The organism is Bifidobacterium anseris (assembly GCF_002860345.1).
GTDB classification, from domain to species: domain Bacteria; phylum Actinomycetota; class Actinomycetes; order Actinomycetales; family Bifidobacteriaceae; genus Bifidobacterium; species Bifidobacterium anseris.
Genome location: NZ_NMYC01000006.1, coordinates 76,624 through 96,459 on the forward strand (window position 1 = coordinate 76,624; position 19,836 = coordinate 96,459).

Here is a 19,836-nt window from a genome sequence, read left to right on the forward strand (position 1 = left end):
ACAACGGCCTCGTCCGGCGCGCGCGGCGTCTACTTGAACGCGCGCTCGCCGAAGATCGCCGTGCCGACGCGCACGATCGTCGAGCCTTCGGCGATCGCGTACTCCATGTCGCCGCTCATGCCCATCGACAGCTCGACGCAGTCGGCGGTGCCCTCGGCGCCCGATGCGCGCACGCGGTCGCGCAGGTCGCGCAGATGCGCGAAGCCGCGACGCACGACGGCCTCGTCGTCCACATGCGCGCCGACCGTCATCAGTCCTTGCAGCTCGATGCCGTCGATCTCGGCGATCTGCAGTGCCAGCTCGAAGGCTTCGTCGGGGTCGCATCCCGATTTCGTCGGCTCGCCCGATTCGTTGACCTCGAGCAGCACACCGACGTCGGCGCCGCGCAACGCGGCACGTCGTCCGATCTTGCATGCCAGATCGAGGGAATCGACCGATTCGATGACGTCGGCGTCCGGCAGCACCTTGTTGATCTTGTTGCTCTGCAGTTGTCCGATCAGATGCAGCGGCAGATGGTCGAGCGCCTCCGGATCGTCGGTGAGTTCGAGGTTGCCGACCGTTTCGACGTCGCTCGTGCCGAGCACGATGCCGCGCTGCGCGCACAGATACCGCAGTCCGTCGATTTTGACGGCGATCTCCTGTGGCCTGTTCTCGCCGATCATATGCACGCCCGCATCGATCGCGGCCATGATCTCGCCGACGTCGCGCGTCTTCGTCGCCGCGAGCAGCGTGACTGAACCCTCCTCGCGTCCGCTGACCATCTGCGCCCGTGCGACGCGGTCGAGCACGCGGTGCACGCCGTCGGCGATCTCGCCGGCACGCGTATCGTCGATCGACTCGTTCGCGAGGTCCTTGTAATCCATATAGGCCGTCATGACGTTCCCATCACTAATATTCCGGGGTCGTGCGGCACGCTTTCCTCTCCGTCCCGCACGACCTTACCTTACCGCAATTCGTTATCATGCACACAAGTCGTCCCTCGATGTTCCTACGTCATGTTCACGACGCACGGCGTTCACATCCCCAGCAGCCGCGCGCCGACGTCGCCGGGCACTTTGAAATCGCGGCCGCGCACCGCGCGCACATGACGCCAGTCGAAGCACGCGAGCGCCTCGCGCGCGTCGATCGCCTCGGGTTGTTCGATGATTCCGAGCGCCCACGCGCAGTAGCCAACGACAGCTTCCGGGCGCACGCCCTGCGCGCGCAGATGGCCGAGGTCGAGCGAGCGAACGCGTTTCGCGAGCCGCACGCCGGCGGCGTTGTCGAGCAACGGCAGATGCGCGTAGTCGGGCGTCTGCGCCGGCTGCCATGCGCGGCCGCCGACGCCGCAGTCGATCAATCGCTGCCGCAGCCAGATCTGCAGCGCCGTCGAACGCAGCAGGTCGCGGCCGCGCACGATATCGTCGATGTCCATCAGCAGATCGTCAAGCGTGACGACGAACTGATAGGCGTACAGGCCGTCCGATCGACGCAGCACGACGTCGCCGAGCGCGGCGCCGAGATCGTAGTCCTGCGCCCCGTAGACGCGGTCGTCGAAGAGGATGCGACCGTCCTGCGCGCCGGCGGGCGGCACGGCGAGCCGCCATGCGTGGCGTTCGCCGGCGCGCACGCGCGCGGCGGCCTCGTCGGGGTGTCCGTCGTGCAGCCGTCGGCACGTGCCCGGATAGACGATGAAACGGTCGCCCTCCTGCGGCGCGGACGCGGCGCGAATTTCGGCGCGCGAGCAGAAGCATGGGTAGAGCAGTCCGGCGTCGTGCAGCGTCGCGAAAACCTCGTCGTAGAGCGCGGTGCGCTGCGACTGGCGCACGACGTCGCCCGACCAATCGAGCCCGAGCCATGTGAGGTCGTCGCGAATCCACTCGTCGGCTCCCGGCATGATGCGCGGCACGTCGATGTCCTCGATACGCAGCCGCACGTCCTCGCCGCGCGCATGCGCGGAGAGCCACGCCGCGAGCATCGCGTAGGCGTTGCCCAGATGCATGCGTCCCGACGGCGTCGGCGCGAACCTACCGCTCATCGATGCGCCGCCTTTCGATCGCTGTTACTGTCATCTGCTGTCATCTGTTATCTTCCGCCGCCGTCACGCCGGCGATCCGGCGAAAGTCGACCACAGTTCGCCGTCGAGCGGCCATTGGTTGATCGTGCAGCCGTTGAGGAACATCGACTGTTCCTGCATCAGCGGCGCCGCCTGCCCCGCGCCGCCGCACGGCTGTTCGTTGTCGAGATGTCCGAGCGCATGGCCGACTTCGTGGTTGATGACCATCGTGCGGTAGCTGGCGAGCGTGCCGCCTTCCTGGAACCAGTGGTCGACGGCGCCGTCCCAGCGTTTCTTGTTGATGATGACGTCGGCACCGACACGGCAGCTGTATTCGCTCGAGCAATACGTCGAATAGGTCGGCAGCTTCTCCGGCGCGGCGAGCGTCACCGTCACGTCGCAGCCATCGTCGACCTGCTGGAAGACGACGCCGGCGCGCGGCCATCCGCGGGAGTCGTTGAGTACGCGGTCGACGGTGTTCGCGAAGGCCGCCTTGTCGCCGACGTCGCCGTTCGTCGCAACGCAGTACGTCATCTTCGTAGCCTGCGCGCCGCTTTGCTCGGCCGTCTGCTTCGCCTTGTCGTAGATTTCCTTGCGCTGCTCGGCGGACATCGGCGCGGCGAGTGCGTCGACTTCGCGTTGCGCTGCCTCCTTGCGGCGATCCTCGTCGCTTTTCGGGTGCAGCGGCTCGGGTTCCTCGATCTGCCCGTTCGCGAAGGCCATGCGCAGTGCCTTCGTGAAATCGATGTTCGCCGACGCGGCGCCGCCTTCCTCGGGTGCTGCCGTGACCTGCGCGACCGATGCGCCGGCGCTCGCGACAACGGATACAACGAGCAGCACGAGCGAGATCGCCGCAACGACGCGGCGCACGATGTAGCGTTGGTGCAGACGCCTGTGGTGGCGCCGACGAGAGGCCCTGTTCATGTTCGCACTACCCATGACTCATCCGTTCCGCATGCCTGCACTGTCTGCACTGTAATGTCTGCTCTGCACTGTCGTCGTATCCGCCGTCGCGTCGCCCGCAGACGCGAAATCGATGCCCCCACTATAGCAATGACGGCGAAGCAGAGGGCGGATAGACTCACAAAAGCGGCCCGCGGGTAACCCACGGGCCGCTTGAGGAAGACGGAATCGACGGAACGCGAATCAGATCGCGAACAGCACGTTGAACAGCCAGCAGCCGAGCATGCCGCCGAGGATCGGCGCGACGACCGGAATCCACGCTTCGTTCCAACGCGACGAACCCTTGTGCGGGATCGGCAGGATCTGGTGGAGCAGACGCGGCATCAGATCGCGGGCCGGGTTGAGGCCAGGGCCGGTCGGGCCGCCGAGCGAGCAGACGAGGCCCCAGACGATGAAGCCGACGACGATCGAAGCGGCCGCGTAGTTCGTCTTGCCCCACTGCAGCTCGAGGCAGCACAGCGCGCCGAGAACGAGGATCATCGTGCCGACGAACTCGTTGATGAAATAGTTACGACGCGTCGCGTAGGCGTCGGTCGTACAGAAGGTGCCGAGGATCGCTTCGGCGCTCTCGGTCTCCTTGTAGTGCGGGTAGTAGCAGATGTAGACGATGAGCTGGCCGACGGCGGCACCGAGGATCTGCGCGCAGATGTACGGCAGGACCTGGCTCCACGGGAACATGCCGTTGACGGCCTGCGCAAGCGTCATCGCCGGGTTGATGTGCGCGCCGGAGACGCCACCGAACATGAGCACCGGGAACATGACGCCGAAACCGTAGCCCATCGCGATGTTGAGCCAGCCCGCGTTGTGTCCCTTCGTGTTCTTCAGCTCGACGTTGGCCACAGCGCCGTTGCCGAAGATCATGAGCACGGCGGTTCCGACGAATTCGGCCGCCAACTTGGTGAACAATGAGTATTCCACGAGGAATTTCCTTATTTCTGTTTTCTCTACTCTCGATCGATCTCGCGGCCTCCCGAGGACGCAGCGAGCTAGTTCAGCGTACGCCGAGGCGTCCCCCGACAAACGCCGCCCGTCCATACCGTGAGCCGCCGATAGACCCTCTCCCGCCGCAAACGTTAGCACCCTCTGCCTGCAACATCGTCTCCCGCGCACCACATCACCCGCAATCGTTCGCACACCCCGCCATACCATTCGACGCTCTCATATTTCCCATCCAAGACACACGCGCACGTCTCTGCCGTACCCGGTCCCTGCCGCGCACGTCGTTGTGCGCGGCCCATAAAAAAACTCGCCGGGTCGCATGCCCGCGAGCTTCATACTGGCCGCCGATACGACCATCCTTCTGTTATCGGCTAGATGCTATCTGTCGTTTTCGATCGACCTGTCATCTCATTCGCCGTACTGCTGTTCCATGACGGCGACCGTCGATTCATCATCGACCTGTGTCATGAGCCTGTCGAGGGCCGCGAAGGTCGATTCCCATTGATGCTGCTGCATCGTGCACTTCCTCCTTTCGTTGCTGCACCGCTGCGCCACCATGCCTTCAGCATGTCTGCCTTCGACCTGATCCAGTCTTCGAGACATGATCCAGTCTTCGGCAGTGCGTCGTCGCAGTGATTGATGTGGTTCCCTTTCATCGTATGCGTCGCGCCCAACCAAGCTTCGCTCACAGCAATGCGCCCAGTCCGCCCCTCCTGCCTCACCCAACCGCCTGCCAACGCCGTGTTAAAGGACAAAATGTGGGTCTTATGAGTGGCGTCGGGCCTTCCGGTGGTTGGCGTGTCGTGGTGTGATTAGGGTTTCCGGGCCTAATCGGCGGTCCGGTTTGACATCGTGGTGTTTCCTGCTACTGCTGGTGCATGGTCAGGAGAAAGTCAGCGAGGGCGCGGCTGTGCCCGATATGCAACCAGCCGATGCGCAAAAAGGGGTTCACCTCCGCCGGACGCCAACGATGGAAATGCGACGCGTGCAATTCGAGCACGACCGTGCGCCGCGAGGACCGCACCCGGCTTATGCAGTTCCACGCGTTCCTCGACTGGGTGAGCGGAAGACTCACCGCCGCCCAGGCCGGCGAACGCCTCGGCGTCAGCGCGCGCACGTTCCACCGCGCCACGGCTTGGTGCTGGAACGTACGGCCCGGGATCCGGCCCGACGGCGTCGTGCACCGGTTCGTGCAGGCCGACGGCACCTTCACGCAGCACGGCTGGGGCATGCTCATCGCCATCGACGAGCGCGGCCGGGTCATCGCATGGCAGTGGTGCGGCCACGAGAACCGGCACGCCTACCGACGGCTGTTCTCCCGTATCGCACCGCCCGACCTGCTGGTATGCGACGGCAACGCGGCATGCGGATCGGCCGCCGCCACGGCATGGCCCGGCACACCCATCCAGCGGTGCATGGTCCACGTCATACGCGACACGAAGCGCGACCTGACCGGCCGGCCCCGCACCCCGGCCGGACGCGAACTGCTCGCGCTGGCGCGCAGACTCGGACGCATTCACGACCGACGCGCGGCGACCAGATGGCAGACAGACCTCAACGACTGGCATGCCACGCACGGCGACTTCATCAAGCAACGCACGATGGCCTCCAGCGACCCCACCAACCCCAAGGCCCTGGCCGGGCGCCGCTGGTGGTGGAAGCACGAACGCCTGCGCCGCGCCTACTTCCGTCTGGCCCGACTGCTCGCCCGGGGCGAGCTCTTCGCCGCCCTGACGATCGACGAATCCCTGCCCACGACCACCAACATGCTCGAAGGGGGCGTCAACGCCGACATCAAACGCGTCCTCGACGCGCACCGCGGCCTGAACGAGGAGCACATGCGCCGATGCTGCGAATGGGTCGCCTACCTCAAAAGCGACAGGCCCGACCCCGACCGGTTCGTCACACCCGACGCCTGGAAACCGACGCGCAGGATGACCACCACACCGGGGCCGAAGGAGGGATCCCTCACCGACGTGCAACGCCCCGCACCCGGCGTGGACGCATACGAAAGCGGATTCGGCATCAGAACAGGCTGGGCCGGACGAACATGACACACCCCATTAGACCCACATTTTGTCCTTTAACCCCCAACGCCGCCTCTTCACGCCAGCCGGCCGCACCCACATCCCCGGCGCGAAACGAAGAAGGCCTCGGTCGCCGTGCGACCGAGGCCTTCGTTTGTGCCCCCTCAGGGATTCGAACCCTGGACACGCTGATTAAGAGTCAGCTGCTCTAACCAACTGAGCTAAAGGGGCGTTGGTTCGTGAACCGAGAGATAAATATACTCGGATTCTCCCCCACCGCAACCCCCGGCGTGTCGCGCCTCAAAAACCCTGATTTTCCAACGTTTCAGCAAAAACCCAAAACAACCTCCACCACCCCTCTCATACCTCCCTCATCCTCTCTCCTCATCCACATCTTCACAATTCCTTCACATTTACCTCCCTTCTTACCTTGCCCTCCCCACCCCGAGCACTGCGTCACCCCCTACGCAACCCGACGTCATCAACAAACAAACACGCAACGTGCACGTCACCACAAAGCCACAGCAGCATAGAAACGTGCACGTCACTACAAAATTGCGAAAGGCGGCGCGCAGACGACGAATAACATTTCCCTTCGTCGTCTGCGCGCCACCTTTCGCCTAACCGCAGCCACAGCCGCAGCCGCAGCAGAATACTCAAGCACACTCAAGTACACAGAAAGCACACAAAAAGCCCGCTTAAGCATGCTCAAGCAAGCACGCAGTCACAAACCCCTACTGCAGATCCACCGCTACGCAGTCCTGAGCCGCATATCCGTTTGCCGAACACCACTCCGTGGCATCCTCTGCCCGTGAGAATGTTTCGCCGGAGAGGATGACGTAGTAGTCGGCTGCGTGGCCGTGTTTGGTGTAGTTGTAGTAGTCGGCGGCCCAGATGAGGATCGCATTGGGGTGTTTGTAGTGCAGTTTGAGGAATTGTTCGTAGATGTCGGTGTACTTCCACGCTTTGCCGTCGATGTTCATGTTGTATTTTTTGCTGGACAGCTGTGTGGTGTAGTCGGAGTAGAACGGCGAGGTCAGTGATGAGTCGTCGTTGAGTTGCCGTTTGAGGGCGAGTTGTGCGTAGCGTTCGTTATCGGCAGTGTCGATGGATGCGCCGCCGCGCGCGTCGGCGACGTCTGCGGATGCATTGCCTTCGCCTTTTTGTCCGGTTTGCCAGATGACTTTGGCGTTCGTCGGTGAGGTGATTTCGTCGGCCGGCTGCCAGTGTTGCCGTGAGTTGAAGGCGATTTGTGTGGTTGCTTCGCCGTCTTGGAAGGTGATGGGTTTTTTGGTGAAGTCGTAGACGGCTGCGGCGATGACGTCGCCGTCGTCGTTTTTGACGGTGATTTTGATGTTGGGTTCGGCGTAGGTGCCGTTGTCGCATGATTTGGCACTGAGTGCGAGTGTGGCGATGAGTGAGTTGCCGTTGACGCTGAGGTCGTCGACGTCGACGTCTGGTGTCGCCGTGCACTTTGCGTCTTTCTTCTTGTCTTTGTCGTCTTTGTCATTGCCGTCGACGTCGCCTGACGAAGCGTCGTCCGTCGTCTGCTGTTGCGTCGTCGGCTGCGTGGAGGCGTCGTCGTTTGTGCGGGTCGACTGCCAGATCCAGAAGCCGATTGCTGCAATCATGATGACGACGAGCACGATGAGCGTGATGATGAGTCCGCGGTTTGATTTCGGCTTTTTGCCACCGTTATCGCCCGGAGTCGGCGGCGTCATCGGCGGTGGCACGGCGGCCGCAGGAGGCACAGTAGCTGCCGGCGGCACGCTCGACGCCGCAGGAGGGGCGACCGGAGCCGTCGGTGTCGGTCCGAGGACCGTTTCCTCGTACATCGATGCGTCGTAGGATGGCGCGGGTGGTATGACGCTCGTTTCCGCCGCTGCGGACGGCGCGGCCGGCGCCGGTGGCGACACGGCGACTCCGGCGACGCGTGTCGTATCGGGCATCGGCGCCGTCTGCTGCAGTCGTGTGCCGCAGTTCCAGCAGAAGCCCTCCCCCTCTTCGACCTGTGCATGGCATTGTGGACATTGCATCGTCGGTCACTTCCCTTCCTCGTCGCCGATTTGTGCATCCAATCAGCGATTGCCCCGTTCTTATGGCATCCGCTCATGCAGGGCCGCCTCCGGCCCCATCCTCCCAATATATATGCATATATGCACCTTGCTATACGCCGTGCGTCCGACCGCCGGCGGCGGCACGACCCTCTGGGATACAATCGGCACTAGGGGGATCGCCCCACCGACTGAGGAGAGAAGGAGCTTCCAGATGTATTGTCCACATTGTGGCGCAGCCGTCCCGGCTGGCTCACAGTTCTGCCCGTCGTGCGGGATGCCGGTGCATCAGCAGACGCAGCCTGCCGTTCCGCCGCAGCCTGCAGCCCCGGCCGCACCGACCGGCTATCAGCCGACGACGATGCTGCCACCGTACGCCGCCGTACCGGCACCGCAGCCGGCCTCGGCAGCACCCGCAGCACCCGCACCTGCAATGCCAGCAGCACCGTCCGCTCCAGCACCACCGGGCGCACCGACCGTCCCGCCCGTTCCAGGAGTTCCAATGGCCGCAGCTCCGCAGCCGGCTACGCCGAAGGCTCCGGTGCAGGTCACGCCGCAGCAGCTCGCCGCCTTCGGCACTTCCACCGGCGTCGGACTCGGCGCCGCGATCGTCATGGCGTTGTTCGGCTTGCTCATCTCGTGGAGCTCGCTGCAGAACGTCATCGATTCCTCCGGCATGAACGAGCCGCTGACCAATCTCAACTTCTTCCACCGTCTGGGCGTCTATCTCGCGCTCGGCAACTCCGGTTCAATCACGGCGAACATCGGTTCCGACGGCGGTCTGGTGGGTTCCTTCTCCATCACGACGCCGTTGTCGTGGATCGGCTATGCGTTCGCCATCAGCTGCGCGTTCGGCGCGTTCCTGATGGCGCGCAAGGCGGCGATCCGCTTCCGTTGGGTCGGTGTCCTCAGCTCCTTCGCCGTCGGCATCGTCTCCGGCCTTGTCATGCTGCTGCTCACGGCGATCATGCGCTACTCCTATAGCGAGGATTCGAATTACATCACGCTATCCGGCGCGACGTTCCGCACCTTCGCGCTTGTGTTCATCCTCGCGACGCTCGGCGCGCTCATCGGCTATTTCCTCGCCGATACGACCGCCGACGAGTCGAACGTCTTCACTGCCGCGTGGACGTGGGCGCATCGCGTCCGCGGCTTCCGCCGCACCGTCGTCGAATCGGCGGCCTGCTACGTCGCCGTGTCGACCGTCGTCGCGCTCATCATCATGATCGTCACGACGACGAAGCTGAGCTCGCAGGGCGGCAACGTGTCCGCGCTGTGGGCGTTCCTTCCGGTCGTGCTGCCTGCGCTGAGCGCATGGAACATCGTCATCGGCTCCTTCGGCGCCATCGAATTCGCGTCGACCGGTACCAACACGATTTCGATTTCGCTGTTCAGCTCCGATATGACGGCCGGATTCGACTACATGTGGGCGCTGTGGTTGATATTCGTCCTTTATCTGCTGTGCGGCTTCTATGTCGCGCTGCGCGCCGCCGCACGCAACGCCTATGACCCGTATTACGCCGATTGGCGGTTCTGCTGGCAGGCGCCGTTATTCTGGCTGGCCTTCTGGCTCATCACGCCGTATCTGTTCATGGGGGTGCTCACCGGCGCCAGCGGCGTCGGCACCTCGGCCGGCATGTCGTATCAGATCGTGCCGGCGCTGTGGTTCTGCTTGATCGCGGCGCTGTGGTCCTTCATCATCGAGGTCGTCTCCCGTCTGCTCGGACCGACCGTCATCCAGTCGCTGCCCGGCATCTGGCCGATTCTCGTCGGCGGCACCGTGCGTCCAGGTCTGCGTTCGACGCGCCATGACGCGAACGAGGTCGTCGTCAGCGAATCGATGACGATGGCGACGCCGGCCGGTGTCGCAAGCGCGACCGAGACCTTCGCCGTCCCCGCGCCCACCGTGCCGACTCCTGGCATGATGCCGACGTCAGCGGTGCCGACCCCGGGCATCGCTCCCGCTGTGCCAGGCGCACCGGCCGCCGCGGCGACGCGCAAGCCGATGTCGCCGAAGACGAAGATGTGGCTCATCATCGGCGGTGTCGTCGTCGGTCTCATCATCGTGCTGTCAATCGTCCTCTCGGCGCTCAATTCGTCGACCTTCAGCGCATCGGCCACAGCGAAGCAGTACATCGCGGCGATCGAATCGGGCGACTTCAACCGTGCGAACAGCATCGCCAAGCCGCAGGTCAAGAACGATCAGATGAAACTGCTGTCCAACAACGCCGCGCCGAAGGACGGCCGCATCTCGAACGCACAGGTCATCAAGGAGAAGGCGAACGGCAATTCGAAGATCGTTACCGTCTCGTACACGCTCGACGGCAAGGAGGTCACCCATGACCTCAAGATGATCAAGCGTGGCAGCAAGGCGGTGTTCTTCACCGACTGGGGCGTCGCCGAGCCGATGACGACGACGATCAACGTCACGAAGCCGGAGGCGATTTCGGCGCTCGACGTCAACGGCGTCGAGGTCACCGAGAAGAACGCGAAGGACGCCGACGACAACGCGTGGTCGTTCACCGTGTATCCGGGCACCTACAGCGTGTCGGCTGGCAAGTCGAAGTATCTGACGTCGAAGGCCGCGCAGATCATCGCGAGCGGCGACGAATCGACGAATTCGTACGCGTCGATCTCGGTGGAGGCGACGGACGCGCTGAGCGACGCGATCCAACAGAAGGTGGACGAGAAGCTCGACGCCTGCGAGAAATCGACCGATTTCGATCCGAAGGGCTGCCCGTTCAGCGTGTACACCTACGGCGACACGAAGAACGTGCGCAACTTCACATGGTCGATCAGCGACTATCCGGAAGTGGAGGTGGACACCGACTACGGCACGTTCCAGACCGATTACGGCACCGAAGTCAAGTACACCTACGAGCACAAGGATTCGGACGGCTGGGAGCCGGAGGATGGCGATACGACGATGTCGTCGATGTCCGGCACCTTCAGCGTGGACGGCGACAAGCTCACGATCGAGATCAGCGACAGCGACGACTGATCGTTCGCGGCTGATCGAGACAACAAGATACAGGAAGGCCCCGCAGCTGGTTGGCTGCGGGGCCTTCCCCATTGCTTAAGCTCAGACGGTTTGGGTCTGTGGTGGTCGCGCGGTGTGCGCGGCCGGCATGATCACTCGGCGACGACCTTCACGAAGAAGTTCGCAGTGATCTCCGGGTGCAGGGCGACGGTGGCCGGGAATTCGCCGGTCGTCTTGATCGACTCGACGGTGATCGCCTTCGGATCGACCGCGACCTTGTCAGCGAGCGCCTTGGCGATCTGCTCGTTCGAGATGCCGCCGAAGAGCTTGCCGGACTCGGAAACCTTCGCCGGGATCTCGACGGCGATGCCCTCGATGAGACCCTTGGCCTCGACGGCACCCTCACGGGTCGCGACGGCCTTGGCGAGGCGGGCGCGCTTCATGGCTTCGGCCTGAGCGGCGGCACCCTTCGACCAGGCGAGGGCGTAGCCCTGCGGGATCAGGTAGTTGCGGGCGTAGCCGAGCTTGACCTCGACGATGTCGCCGGCGTGGCCCAGATTGTTGACGGACTGCTTGAGAATAACCTTGGTGGTTGCCATCTTCAACTCCTCCTAGAATCAGCGGCCGTTGGTGGCGTACGGCAGCAGGGCCATCTCGCGGGCGTTCTTGATCGCCTTCGAGATCTCGCGCTGCTCCTGCACGGTGACGCCGGTGATGCGACGGGAACGGATCTTGCCACGATCGGAGATGAACTTGCGCAGCAGCGCGACGTCCTTGTAATCGATCTCGGTAACCTTGGCAGCCTTGAGCGGGTTCGGCTTCTTCTTGAACGGCTTCACCGGCGGCTGCGGCCTCTTGCGTGACATCTATGGTCTCCTTACAAATGAAATGATGTGATGCTGTGGTATTGCGGATGTTGGGTTCGGCGTGCGATCCCGAAGGCTTTAGAAATCGTCCTCGTCGCCGTTGCCGCCGAATTCGCTCGTGCCGAAGCTGCCGAAGCTCGAGCCCGACGACTGCGAGGCCTCGCCCCACGGGTCGGTAGCCGGAGCCTGCTGCTGCGGAGCGCCGTAGCTGCTCGCGCCGCCATTGTAGGCGGCGCCGCCCTGATAGCCTCCGCGGTTTGCGTTGCCGGCGGGGGCGTTGTTGTAGCCGCCCTGCTGGTTGCCGACGAAGCCGGAGCTTGCGGACTGGCGCTGGACCTGCGCGGTCGCACGGCGCAGCGAAGGACCGATGTCCTCGACGCGCAGTTCGACGACGGTGCGCTGCGAGCCGTCCTGAGCCTGATACGAACGCTGCGTCAGACGACCCTGAGCGATGACGGACATGCCCTTGGACAGTGTGTTCGCGATGTTCGACGCAAGCGAAGTGCGTGCCGAATCCCAAGCCGAGCAGTTCATGAACAGCGTGTCGCCGTCCTCCCACTGGTTGGTGTTCCGGTTGAACGTACGCGTCGACGAAGCGATGGTGAAGTTGACGACCGTCGAGCCACTGCCGACGGTGCGCAGTTCCGGATCGCGGGTCAGATTGCCCGTGATCGTGATGATGGTTTCACCTGCCATGTCTTGCCTGCCTATCCTTGTGCAAAAACCCTACAGCGGAATTACTTACGGATGATCTTCGTGCGAACGATCGCTTCGTTCAGATTCATGACGCGGTCGAGCTCGTCGCTGACCTGCGGTTCGCAGCTGTACGTCACGACGACGTAGTTGCCTTCGTTCTTGCCATCGATCTCGTAAGCGAGCTTGCGGCGTCCCCAGATATCGATGTTCTCGACGGAACCGCCTTCCTTGGTGACGATCTCCATGTGCTGATCAGTCAGCTTCTTCAGACCGTTCTCATCCAGTTCAGGATCGGCAATGAACATCATTTCGTACTTATGCGCAGACATCACCCACCTCCTTCGGACTTTCGGCCACGGACGTTCCGTGACAGGAGTGTGTATGCGTTGTGCTTCTGAATCGGAAGCGCCTGAAGGCATGCCCGATTCAGAGCAACTTTCATAGCATAGCCGCGGCGCGGGACACCTGCGGGCGACGGGCGCGACGGCGTCCCCGCGCGTTTCGCCGCCCATCCCCTCGCGCTGCGCCCTTCGCTTCGCGCCGCAGGCTGAACGACACCCAGCGCACATACAGCCGCATTGTTATATTGGTGTTGCTTGAACCACGGGTACTCCCACGCATTTGAAAGGCGAACCATGTCTGCAGTTCTCGAAGGCACACCCGATAAACGACTCGCACTCGTCACCGGACGCGCCTATCCGGAACAAGCTGAGGAAACCGCACATTATCTCGGCACCGAGGTCCTGCCAACGGCGGCCTACGACTTCGCGAACGGCGAGATGTACGTGCGGTTCACCGAGCCCGTCCGCGGCGCCGACGTGTTCATCATGCAGGCGCATACGCAACCAATCAACAAATGGATCATGGAACAGCTCATCATGATCGACGCCGCCAAACGCGCTTCGGCGCGTTCGATCACCGTCGTCGCGCCGTTCTTCGGCTATTCTCGTCAGGACAAGAAGCATCTGGGACGCGAGCCGATCACGGCGAAGCTGATGTTCTCGCTGCTGCAGGCGGCCGGCGCCGACCGTGTCATGACCGTCGACCTGCACGCCGCGCAGGAACAGGGCTTCTTCAGTGGCCCGGTCGATCATCTGACGGCGATGCCGGTGCTGCTCGACTACATGCGCAACCGGCTGCCGCTTGACAACACGACAATCGTCTCCCCCGACGCCGGCCGCATCAAGGTCTCCGAACAGTGGGCGGCGAAGCTCGGTGGCCTGCCGCTCGCCTTCATCCACAAGACCCGCGACACGACGCGGCCGAACCATGCGGTCGCCCACGGCATCATCGGCGATGTCAAGGGCCGTGACTGCGTCGTCGTCGACGACATGATCGACACGGCCGGCACGATCTGCGAAGCCGTCCGCACACTGCATGAGCACGGCGCGAAGTCGGTCACGCTCGTCGCAACGCATGGCCTGCTCTCCGGTCCGGCGGTCGACCGTCTGCGCGAAAGCGGCGCGAAGGAGATCGTGCTGATGGACACGGTGCCGATCCCCGAGGAGAAGCGTCTGCCGAACATGACGGTGCTGTCGACGGCACCGCTGCTCGCCGCCGGCATCCGCTCGGTCTTCGAGTCGCGTTCCGTCTCGAATCTGCTCAACGGGCTGCCCGAGGACATGCGCACGCGTAACATCTACGCGTGAGCTGGTTATCGAAGATCAGATAACCAGACCAACCGTCATGTTCTACCTCACAAGGGGCGCCCCGAGTACATTCGTACCGGGGCGCCCCTTTATTCATGCATTATTCATGCAGTATTAACTTGATTACTTGAACTTCTCACGGATCTGCACGGCGGTGCCATACGATGCCTGAGCGCCGTAGCTGGTCGCCGCGTATGCGGAAACGTAGGAGGCAAGCTGTGCGGCGGCTTCAAGCGACAGGCCCGAGGCGAGCGCCGCGAGCACGGTACCCATAAACGAGTCGCCGCAGCCGGTGGTGTCGACAGCGTCCACATGAACCGGCGCGATGCGAATGATCGACGGGTCAACAGTGGCGTCGAGCACCACGGAGCCGTCGCCGCCGAGCGTGACGATGGCCTGACTGAAGCCGAAGTCACGCAGGCGCTTCTGGGCGTCCTGCCAATCGAACAAATCCCAGTCGTCGTTTTCGGGTTCGTCGATGCGCAGCAATTGCACAAGCTCGTGCTCGTTCACCAACAGGATATCGGCGTTCTCGACGAGCTGCGCAGGCAGTTCGGCCATGAACGGCGAATCGTTGAGCAGCACACGGAGCCCAGCTTCGTGGCACATCTTTGCGGCGGCGGTCACCGTTTCCAGCGGCGACTCCAAGCACAGACCAAGCACTTGGGACGACGTGAGCAGATCTTTCTGCGCATGCACGTATTCCACGCTCACACTGGCATTCGAGCCCGGAGAGTAGACGATGGTGTTTTCGCCATTCGCATCCACGGTGATTACCGTGGTGCCGCTTGGTCCGAGCACCGTGCGTATGCCCGAGGTGTCCACACCGGCGTCGACGAGTTGGCCGAGCAGGAAGTCGGCGTTCGCGTCTGAGCCCAAAGCACCGAACATGCGTACATTGGCGCCGAGTTTGGCAGCGGCTGCGGCCTGATTACCGGACTTTCCTCCCGGGAGCACCTGCAGCGGACCGCCGGCGACGGTCTCACCCGGTCCGGGAAGACGTTCCGTGGTCACCGTATAGTCCGCGTTCATCGAGCCGACCACGGAGACCGAGCCATGGATGTTGTTCAGCAGAGCAAGCGTTTCCTCACGAGTCATATCAATCCTTTCACAGAATCGTCATTGGACTGCATTGGGTATCAGGCCTCGGTGGCTACGATCTCTTCTTCGTCCTTCTTGGCAATGCCATCATGCGACGACTTGCCATAGATGTGACGACGGAAGCACAGGAACCAAATCAGGCCGGCAAGCACGACGCAGGCGGCGATAAACAGGAGGTTGGAGTACACAGCCGCCGGACCGGTGGCACCGATCAGGCTGCCATGGCTGAGCGCATTGCCGCCGAGCTGGGCACCGAAGATGGCGATGCCGATTGAGGCGGTGACGTTCATCACCAGATCGTTCATGCCCACGCCACGCCCGGATTCGTCAACAGACAGCGTGTCAAGCACCGTGGAGACGACCGGCGAGTACATTAGGCCGCAGCCTGCATAGAACACGCAGGCGAACGCGGTGAGCACGCCGAAGTTCGTGTTGATGCAGAACGCGGAGCCTACAAATCCGATCATCATAAACACGGAGGCGCACACAATGGCCGAAGTACGGCCGATCTTGCCAACGATCCAGCCCGAAGTCGTACCGAACAGCGCGGCCACCAGGAAGGCCCACACAATGTACTGCGAAACCTTGCTGGAATCCATATCGTACAGCGAGCCACCGAGCGCGTTGAAAATCGGCGACATGCAGTAGTTCGTGAAGTAGAACAGCACGATGAGCATGATCGCGGCGAGCCAGCGGGTGTTCTTGAAGAAGCCCGGCGTAATGAACGGATCGGCCGCGCGGTTGATGTACACGGCGAAGATCGCGAACAGCGCGACGCAGACGATGAGCATCCACCATGCGTTATACGAGAAGAACAGAGACAGGAACGCGGAGGCCAGACCGAAGATGATGAAGCCGATCCAGTCGACGTGCTTAGCGTCGCCGCCGCGGTTCGGCAGCAGACGGAGCAGGAACGGCAGGAAGATGATTGTCACCGACGGAATGAGGAACAGGTACTGCCATGCAATGGAACTCAGCAGGCCGGCGGCGAAGACGCCAATGGCCGCGGAAACCTGATACCCTGCGGTGAACAGGCCGAAGAAAATGACCTTCAGATTATTGCGCAGGTACTTGGTGGCAATGACCAAATACACGGAGCCGGCCACCTGCTCGCCTGCAGTCTGCAGAATACGTGCGATGATGACGTTCCACAGGTTCGGCGCCATGAACATGTTGATGAAGAAGCCATACATGCAGCCCACGAATAACGTCACCAAGCCGAATACGATGAGCTTCTTCAACGAGACGAAATCGCCGAGCGAGCCGTAGATGAAGCAGACGATACCAAGCACAATGGATGGCAGGCTCGTGATCAATGCGGCTTGATCGGGCGCGCCGACCTCGGCGCCGATGTCGGTGAAGACCAGATTGAAGCCTTGGAGGCACAGCGTGCCTAGGATAAATGTGATGAGCAGCAAAATCAGGGCATGCACTGCCATCCTGTTCTGCTCAGGCGTGACCTCATGCGTCGCCACAGCGGTGGTGTCACTCATGATGTTTCCTTTCAGTTGCTGTCGGCGTCATTGCCGGCGATGTGCGCCGAGCACGTTGCACGCGTTCAGCACACCTGTGAATTGGATTCGGGTCAAGCCGCCTGCCGGGCGACGTTGGTGATGCGGGTCATGAATTCGTCGAGGAAGCGCGGCACGTCGACGCCGAGCGCGGCTCCCATCGTCTTGTGCGGGTCGTTGAGGCGTTCCTCGTCGCCGATTGTGCGGCCGCGCGTCGGGCCTTCGATGTCGACCTTCATGTTGATCGGATGGATGTCGACGAGCGTCGGGTCGACGGCGACACCGACGGCGAGCGGATCGTGAAGGCCGCAGCCGCCCAGATGCGGCGCGGTGGTTTCGTAGGCCTTGATGTAGAAGTCGGTCATGTCAGCGAGGAAGGTGCCGGCGGCGGTGCCCAAATCACGCCAGGTCTGCGTCTCCTTGTAGGTGAGCAGCGTCTGCAGCGTCACGTCGAGACCGACCATCGTCGCGTTCTTCGTGTGACGGAACACGTAGTTCGCGGCGTCCGGATCCTGCGAGATGTTCGCTTCGGTCCACGCGTTGACGTTGCCGGGGACCGTCAGCGCACCACCCATGAGGACGACGCTGCCGAGTTCGTCGGCGATTTCCGGCGCCTTCTTGAACGCGGCTGCGAGGTTCGTCTGCGGTCCGGTCGGCACGTAGACGAGATCGTCGCCGTAAGTCTTCACGGCGTCGATGATGAAGTCGACGGCCGGTTCGCTTTCCGCTTCGCGCGTCGAATCCGGGATGACGGCGTCGCCGATGCCGTTGTCGCCGTGGATGAACGCGGAGATCGGCAGCACTTCGAAGGAGTCCTTCGTGCTCGCGTGCGGCAGGCCCTTGTACACGGGCACTTCCGGATGCCCGAGCAGGTCGGTGATCGCTAGCGCGTTGCGCACGCCCTGCTCCATCAGAACGTTGCCGTAGGTGCCGGTGATGCCGATGAGTTCGATTTCGGGGCTGCCGAGCGCGTAGGAGATCGCCAACGCATCGTCGACGCCGGTGTCCAGATCCAGGATGAGCTTCTTCATCGCTGTGTCCTTCCTCATTGAAGACGTCCGTCATCGTCGACGGACGTTCCTTCACCTTTCCTTGTCAACCCCTTGATAAAACGTTTTATCAAAGAACTACGTTCATCATATCCGATGAATCAGGATTCTCCAAAACGACGAAGGGCCGGCGTGTCGCACAAAAACGCCGCCTGTTGGGCGGCAGTCGGCATCAAGAAGGACGTGAAGGTGTACGCGTCAGGCGAAAACCTTCGCCGGCGCATCGGCGACCGTCGCCCCCTCGACGATGCGCGGCTCGAGCAGCGTCACCGACGTCGCGGTCGCGCAGTCGCGGCCGGTATCGTGCAGCCGGATGTGGCGGTACAGGCACTCCCAGCTGCGCACGGCGAGCTCATGGACGTCCTGTTCGACCGTCGTCAGCTGCGACGTCATGCCGAAGCGTCGCATGATGTTGTCATACCCGACGATCGACAACGCCTGCGGCACATGCAGGTCATGTTCGGCGAGGCGCTGCATGACGCCCATTGCCATCAGATCGTTGCAGCAGAACAGGCCGGTCGCACCGAAGTCGAGCACACAGTCGGCGAGTTCGTAACCGCCAGTGAAACGATAGTTGCCGTTGAGCAGCAGGATGTCATCGGCGTCGATGTGATGACTGCGCAGTACGTCAACGAATCCCTGCATACGATTACTCGCGTTGATATCGTCCGTCTGCCCGCTGATGCACGCGAAACGGCGGTGCCTCGCTTCGAGCAGTCGTCTCGCCGCGAGCCTGCCGCCCTGAACGTTGTCGAAGCCGACGCCGTCGCAGATGCGCGCGGTGACGAGACGGTCGATGAGCGTGACCGGACAGTGCGCAGCCGCGATCTGCCGTTGCAGTTGCCGCGGCTGCCGATACGATTCGAGCGACGGAATCAGCAGCATGCCGTCGATGTCGCGCGCGAGGTAATTCGTCATCAGCGCGCTTTCATTCGCGCGCCGATCATCCGAGTTCGACAGGAACAGCGCATAGCCGGCCTCCTGACAGGCGTCTTCGAGGTGCCGCGCGAGGGATGCGAAGAACATGTTCTCGATGTCCGGGACGATGAGCGCGATCAGCCGTGTCTCGTTCGTGACGAGTCCGCGCGCGTTCTCGTTGACGACGTAGTGGAGGCGTGCGGCGACGTCGCGGATGCGCTGCTGCGTCTCCTTCGCGATACGCGACGGCTTGTTGTTGAGCACGAGCGACACCGTTGCCGGAGACACCTGCGCCTCCTTTGCGACTTCCTTAAGCGTCACGCGCCTGCTCATGTGTGTTTCCCCGATTCGAATGCAATGGCCATCGTTTGATGACTTCCATTGTAGAGCGTTGCTTGTTTCGACGATCGTGATCATCGTGATGGTGTCGATGACGGTGGTGGTGTCGATGACGACGGCGTCTGCAGCGTTGATCGTACGGTCCTGCCATGGTGCTGCATATGACGAGGCCCGCCGTGTGGGTGGGCTGTGGAAGTCGCCGGATATGGGAAAGCCCACCGTGTGGTGGGCTTTCGTGTGAAGTGTGGGTGCGGCGGCGTGCTACTCTCCCACACCCTGTCGGGTGCAGTACCATCGCCGTGCCAGGTCTTAGCTTCCGGGTTCGGAATGGGACCGGGCGTCTCCCCTGGGCTGTGACCGCCGCAAGACTGTATTGTGTTATTCATGGTCGACCCCCGGGTGGGGGTTGGTGGGTGGTTCGGGGACCGGATGGTGGACGCGGGCGCAGGTGTTCGTATGGAAGGAACGGGTGTTCGTTGCGGTTTCGTGTTGATGCTTGTATCGTGTGACTCCCTGTATCGGTTGTTCCGGTGCGTGCGTGTGCGCGCGACGTGTCCGGTGGGGGTCGTCTTCGACCGTTAGTGCCGGTCGGCTCCACCCCTTGCGGGGCTTCCACGTCCGGTCTATCGACCACATGGTCTCATGTGGGGTCTGCCGCACCCTCGAAGGGGTGCAAGGAATCCTTATCTTGGAGCGGGCTTCCCGCTTA

General features: G+C 62.6%; 16 protein-coding genes, 1 tRNA gene, 2 rRNA genes and 1 pseudogene. 4 read left to right on the forward strand and 16 right to left on the reverse strand.

Translation table 11 applies throughout. The annotated features are described in order from the left end of the window. Positions 1–29: 29 nt before the first annotated feature. The 4 genes from CGZ88_RS08665 to CGZ88_RS08680 all read right to left on the reverse strand — a co-directional run bounded on the left by CGZ88_RS08665 (position 30) and on the right by CGZ88_RS08680 (position 3,916). The gene (locus CGZ88_RS08665; RefSeq protein WP_026645421.1) at positions 30–875 is read right to left on the reverse strand and encodes a YggS family pyridoxal phosphate-dependent enzyme; all 846 of its coding nucleotides are present in this window, start codon (positions 873–875) and stop codon (positions 30–32) included. A 140-nt stretch (positions 876–1,015) separates the two neighbouring features. Beyond that, entirely contained in the window at positions 1,016–2,017 is a 1,002-nt protein-coding gene (gene gluQRS / locus CGZ88_RS08670) for a tRNA glutamyl-Q(34) synthetase GluQRS (protein ID WP_026645420.1), read from the reverse strand. Between the two features lie 63 nt (positions 2,018–2,080). After that, on the reverse strand, positions 2,081–2,974 hold the full coding sequence (locus CGZ88_RS08675; protein WP_026645419.1) for a DUF3152 domain-containing protein: 894 nt from the start codon (positions 2,972–2,974) through the stop codon (positions 2,081–2,083). A 207-nt stretch (positions 2,975–3,181) separates the two neighbouring features. Continuing rightward, on the reverse strand, positions 3,182–3,916 hold the full coding sequence (locus CGZ88_RS08680; RefSeq protein WP_026645418.1) for an MIP/aquaporin family protein: 735 nt from the start codon (positions 3,914–3,916) through the stop codon (positions 3,182–3,184). An 899-nt stretch (positions 3,917–4,815) separates the two neighbouring features. On the opposite strand from CGZ88_RS08680, the gene CGZ88_RS08685 reads away from it, so the two are divergent. Continuing rightward, positions 4,816–5,991, forward strand: coding sequence for an IS1249 family transposase (locus CGZ88_RS08685; protein ID WP_106426978.1), 1,176 nt, complete (start codon positions 4,816–4,818; stop codon positions 5,989–5,991). 130 nt (positions 5,992–6,121) lie between these two features. On the opposite strand, the gene CGZ88_RS08690 is transcribed toward CGZ88_RS08685, so the two are convergent. Beyond that, positions 6,122–6,195, reverse strand: a tRNA-Lys gene (locus tag CGZ88_RS08690). A 503-nt stretch (positions 6,196–6,698) separates the two neighbouring features. Continuing rightward, on the reverse strand, positions 6,699–7,610 hold the full coding sequence (locus tag CGZ88_RS08695) for a hypothetical protein (RefSeq protein ID WP_133120927.1): 912 nt from the start codon (positions 7,608–7,610) through the stop codon (positions 6,699–6,701). 622 nt (positions 7,611–8,232) lie between these two features. Here CGZ88_RS08695 and CGZ88_RS09270 point away from each other — a divergent pair. Both CGZ88_RS09270 and CGZ88_RS08700 read left to right on the forward strand, forming a co-directional pair. Then, positions 8,233–8,298: pseudogene (locus CGZ88_RS09270) on the forward strand (zinc-ribbon domain-containing protein); the annotation flags it as partial. Between the two features lie 222 nt (positions 8,299–8,520). Further along, complete coding sequence (locus CGZ88_RS08700; protein ID WP_243390123.1) at positions 8,521–11,019, forward strand: YrzE family protein; 2,499 nt, start codon at positions 8,521–8,523, stop codon at positions 11,017–11,019. A 131-nt stretch (positions 11,020–11,150) separates the two neighbouring features. Here the strand turns inward: CGZ88_RS08700 and rplI are convergent, their stop codons facing one another. The 4 genes from rplI to rpsF all read right to left on the reverse strand — a co-directional run bounded on the left by rplI (position 11,151) and on the right by rpsF (position 12,889). After that, the gene (rplI, locus tag CGZ88_RS08705; protein ID WP_026645415.1) at positions 11,151–11,597 is read right to left on the reverse strand and encodes a 50S ribosomal protein L9; all 447 of its coding nucleotides are present in this window, start codon (positions 11,595–11,597) and stop codon (positions 11,151–11,153) included. Positions 11,598–11,615: 18 nt separating this feature from the next. After that, entirely contained in the window at positions 11,616–11,864 is a 249-nt protein-coding gene (rpsR, locus tag CGZ88_RS08710) for a 30S ribosomal protein S18 (RefSeq protein ID WP_024540215.1), read from the reverse strand. A gap of 78 nt (positions 11,865–11,942) precedes the next feature. Beyond that, positions 11,943–12,560 (reverse strand): single-stranded DNA-binding protein, encoded by a 618-nt coding sequence (locus CGZ88_RS08715; protein ID WP_026645413.1) that lies wholly within the window; start codon positions 12,558–12,560, stop codon positions 11,943–11,945. 41 nt (positions 12,561–12,601) lie between these two features. After that, positions 12,602–12,889 (reverse strand): 30S ribosomal protein S6, encoded by a 288-nt coding sequence (gene rpsF / locus CGZ88_RS08720; RefSeq protein WP_026645412.1) that lies wholly within the window; start codon positions 12,887–12,889, stop codon positions 12,602–12,604. A 306-nt stretch (positions 12,890–13,195) separates the two neighbouring features. Between rpsF and CGZ88_RS08725 the strand changes: the two genes are divergently transcribed. Beyond that, a complete protein-coding gene (locus CGZ88_RS08725) occupies positions 13,196–14,209 on the forward strand; it encodes a ribose-phosphate diphosphokinase (RefSeq protein WP_101671652.1) in 1,014 nt (337 codons plus the stop codon). 123 nt (positions 14,210–14,332) lie between these two features. On the opposite strand, the gene CGZ88_RS08730 is transcribed toward CGZ88_RS08725, so the two are convergent. The 6 genes from CGZ88_RS08730 to CGZ88_RS08760 form a co-directional block, all read right to left on the reverse strand. Further along, on the reverse strand, positions 14,333–15,307 hold the full coding sequence (locus CGZ88_RS08730) for a ribokinase (RefSeq protein WP_026645410.1): 975 nt from the start codon (positions 15,305–15,307) through the stop codon (positions 14,333–14,335). 41 nt (positions 15,308–15,348) lie between these two features. After that, positions 15,349–16,803: an MFS transporter gene (locus CGZ88_RS08735; RefSeq protein WP_051198677.1), complete on the reverse strand. Its 1,455-nt coding sequence runs from the start codon at positions 16,801–16,803 to the stop codon at positions 15,349–15,351. A 92-nt stretch (positions 16,804–16,895) separates the two neighbouring features. Beyond that, a complete protein-coding gene (locus tag CGZ88_RS08740) occupies positions 16,896–17,852 on the reverse strand; it encodes a nucleoside hydrolase (RefSeq protein ID WP_101671653.1) in 957 nt (318 codons plus the stop codon). Between the two features lie 216 nt (positions 17,853–18,068). Then, a complete protein-coding gene (locus tag CGZ88_RS08745; RefSeq protein ID WP_101671654.1) occupies positions 18,069–19,121 on the reverse strand; it encodes a LacI family DNA-binding transcriptional regulator in 1,053 nt (350 codons plus the stop codon). Between the two features lie 254 nt (positions 19,122–19,375). Next, positions 19,376–19,492, reverse strand: a 5S ribosomal RNA gene (gene rrf / locus CGZ88_RS08755). 194 nt (positions 19,493–19,686) lie between these two features. Further along, positions 19,687–19,836 (reverse strand): 23S ribosomal RNA (locus tag CGZ88_RS08760); the annotation flags it as partial.

Excerpts from the sequence above, each read along its gene's own strand:
- rplI (WP_026645415.1), bottom strand. The coding sequence starts at position 11,597 with ATGGCAACCACCAAGGTTATTCTCAAGCAGTCCGTCAACAATCTGGGC.
- CGZ88_RS08675 (WP_026645419.1), bottom strand. The coding sequence starts at position 2,974 with ATGGGTAGTGCGAACATGAACAGGGCCTCTCGTCGGCGCCACCACAGG.
- CGZ88_RS08715 (WP_026645413.1), bottom strand. The coding sequence starts at position 12,560 with ATGGCAGGTGAAACCATCATCACGATCACGGGCAATCTGACCCGCGAT.
- CGZ88_RS08740 (WP_101671653.1), bottom strand. The coding sequence starts at position 17,852 with ATGAAGAAGCTCATCCTGGATCTGGACACCGGCGTCGACGATGCGTTG.
- CGZ88_RS08665 (WP_026645421.1), bottom strand. The coding sequence starts at position 875 with ATGACGGCCTATATGGATTACAAGGACCTCGCGAACGAGTCGATCGAC.
- CGZ88_RS08685 (WP_106426978.1), top strand. The coding sequence starts at position 4,816 with ATGGTCAGGAGAAAGTCAGCGAGGGCGCGGCTGTGCCCGATATGCAAC.
- CGZ88_RS08735 (WP_051198677.1), bottom strand. The coding sequence starts at position 16,803 with ATGAGTGACACCACCGCTGTGGCGACGCATGAGGTCACGCCTGAGCAG.
- rpsR (WP_024540215.1), bottom strand. The coding sequence starts at position 11,864 with ATGTCACGCAAGAGGCCGCAGCCGCCGGTGAAGCCGTTCAAGAAGAAG.
- CGZ88_RS08700 (WP_243390123.1), top strand. The coding sequence starts at position 8,521 with ATGGCCGCAGCTCCGCAGCCGGCTACGCCGAAGGCTCCGGTGCAGGTC.
- CGZ88_RS08730 (WP_026645410.1), bottom strand. The coding sequence starts at position 15,307 with ATGACTCGTGAGGAAACGCTTGCTCTGCTGAACAACATCCATGGCTCG.
- CGZ88_RS08725 (WP_101671652.1), top strand. The coding sequence starts at position 13,196 with ATGTCTGCAGTTCTCGAAGGCACACCCGATAAACGACTCGCACTCGTC.
- CGZ88_RS08745 (WP_101671654.1), bottom strand. The coding sequence starts at position 19,121 with ATGAGCAGGCGCGTGACGCTTAAGGAAGTCGCAAAGGAGGCGCAGGTG.
- rpsF (WP_026645412.1), bottom strand. The coding sequence starts at position 12,889 with ATGTCTGCGCATAAGTACGAAATGATGTTCATTGCCGATCCTGAACTG.
- gluQRS (WP_026645420.1), bottom strand. The coding sequence starts at position 2,017 with ATGAGCGGTAGGTTCGCGCCGACGCCGTCGGGACGCATGCATCTGGGC.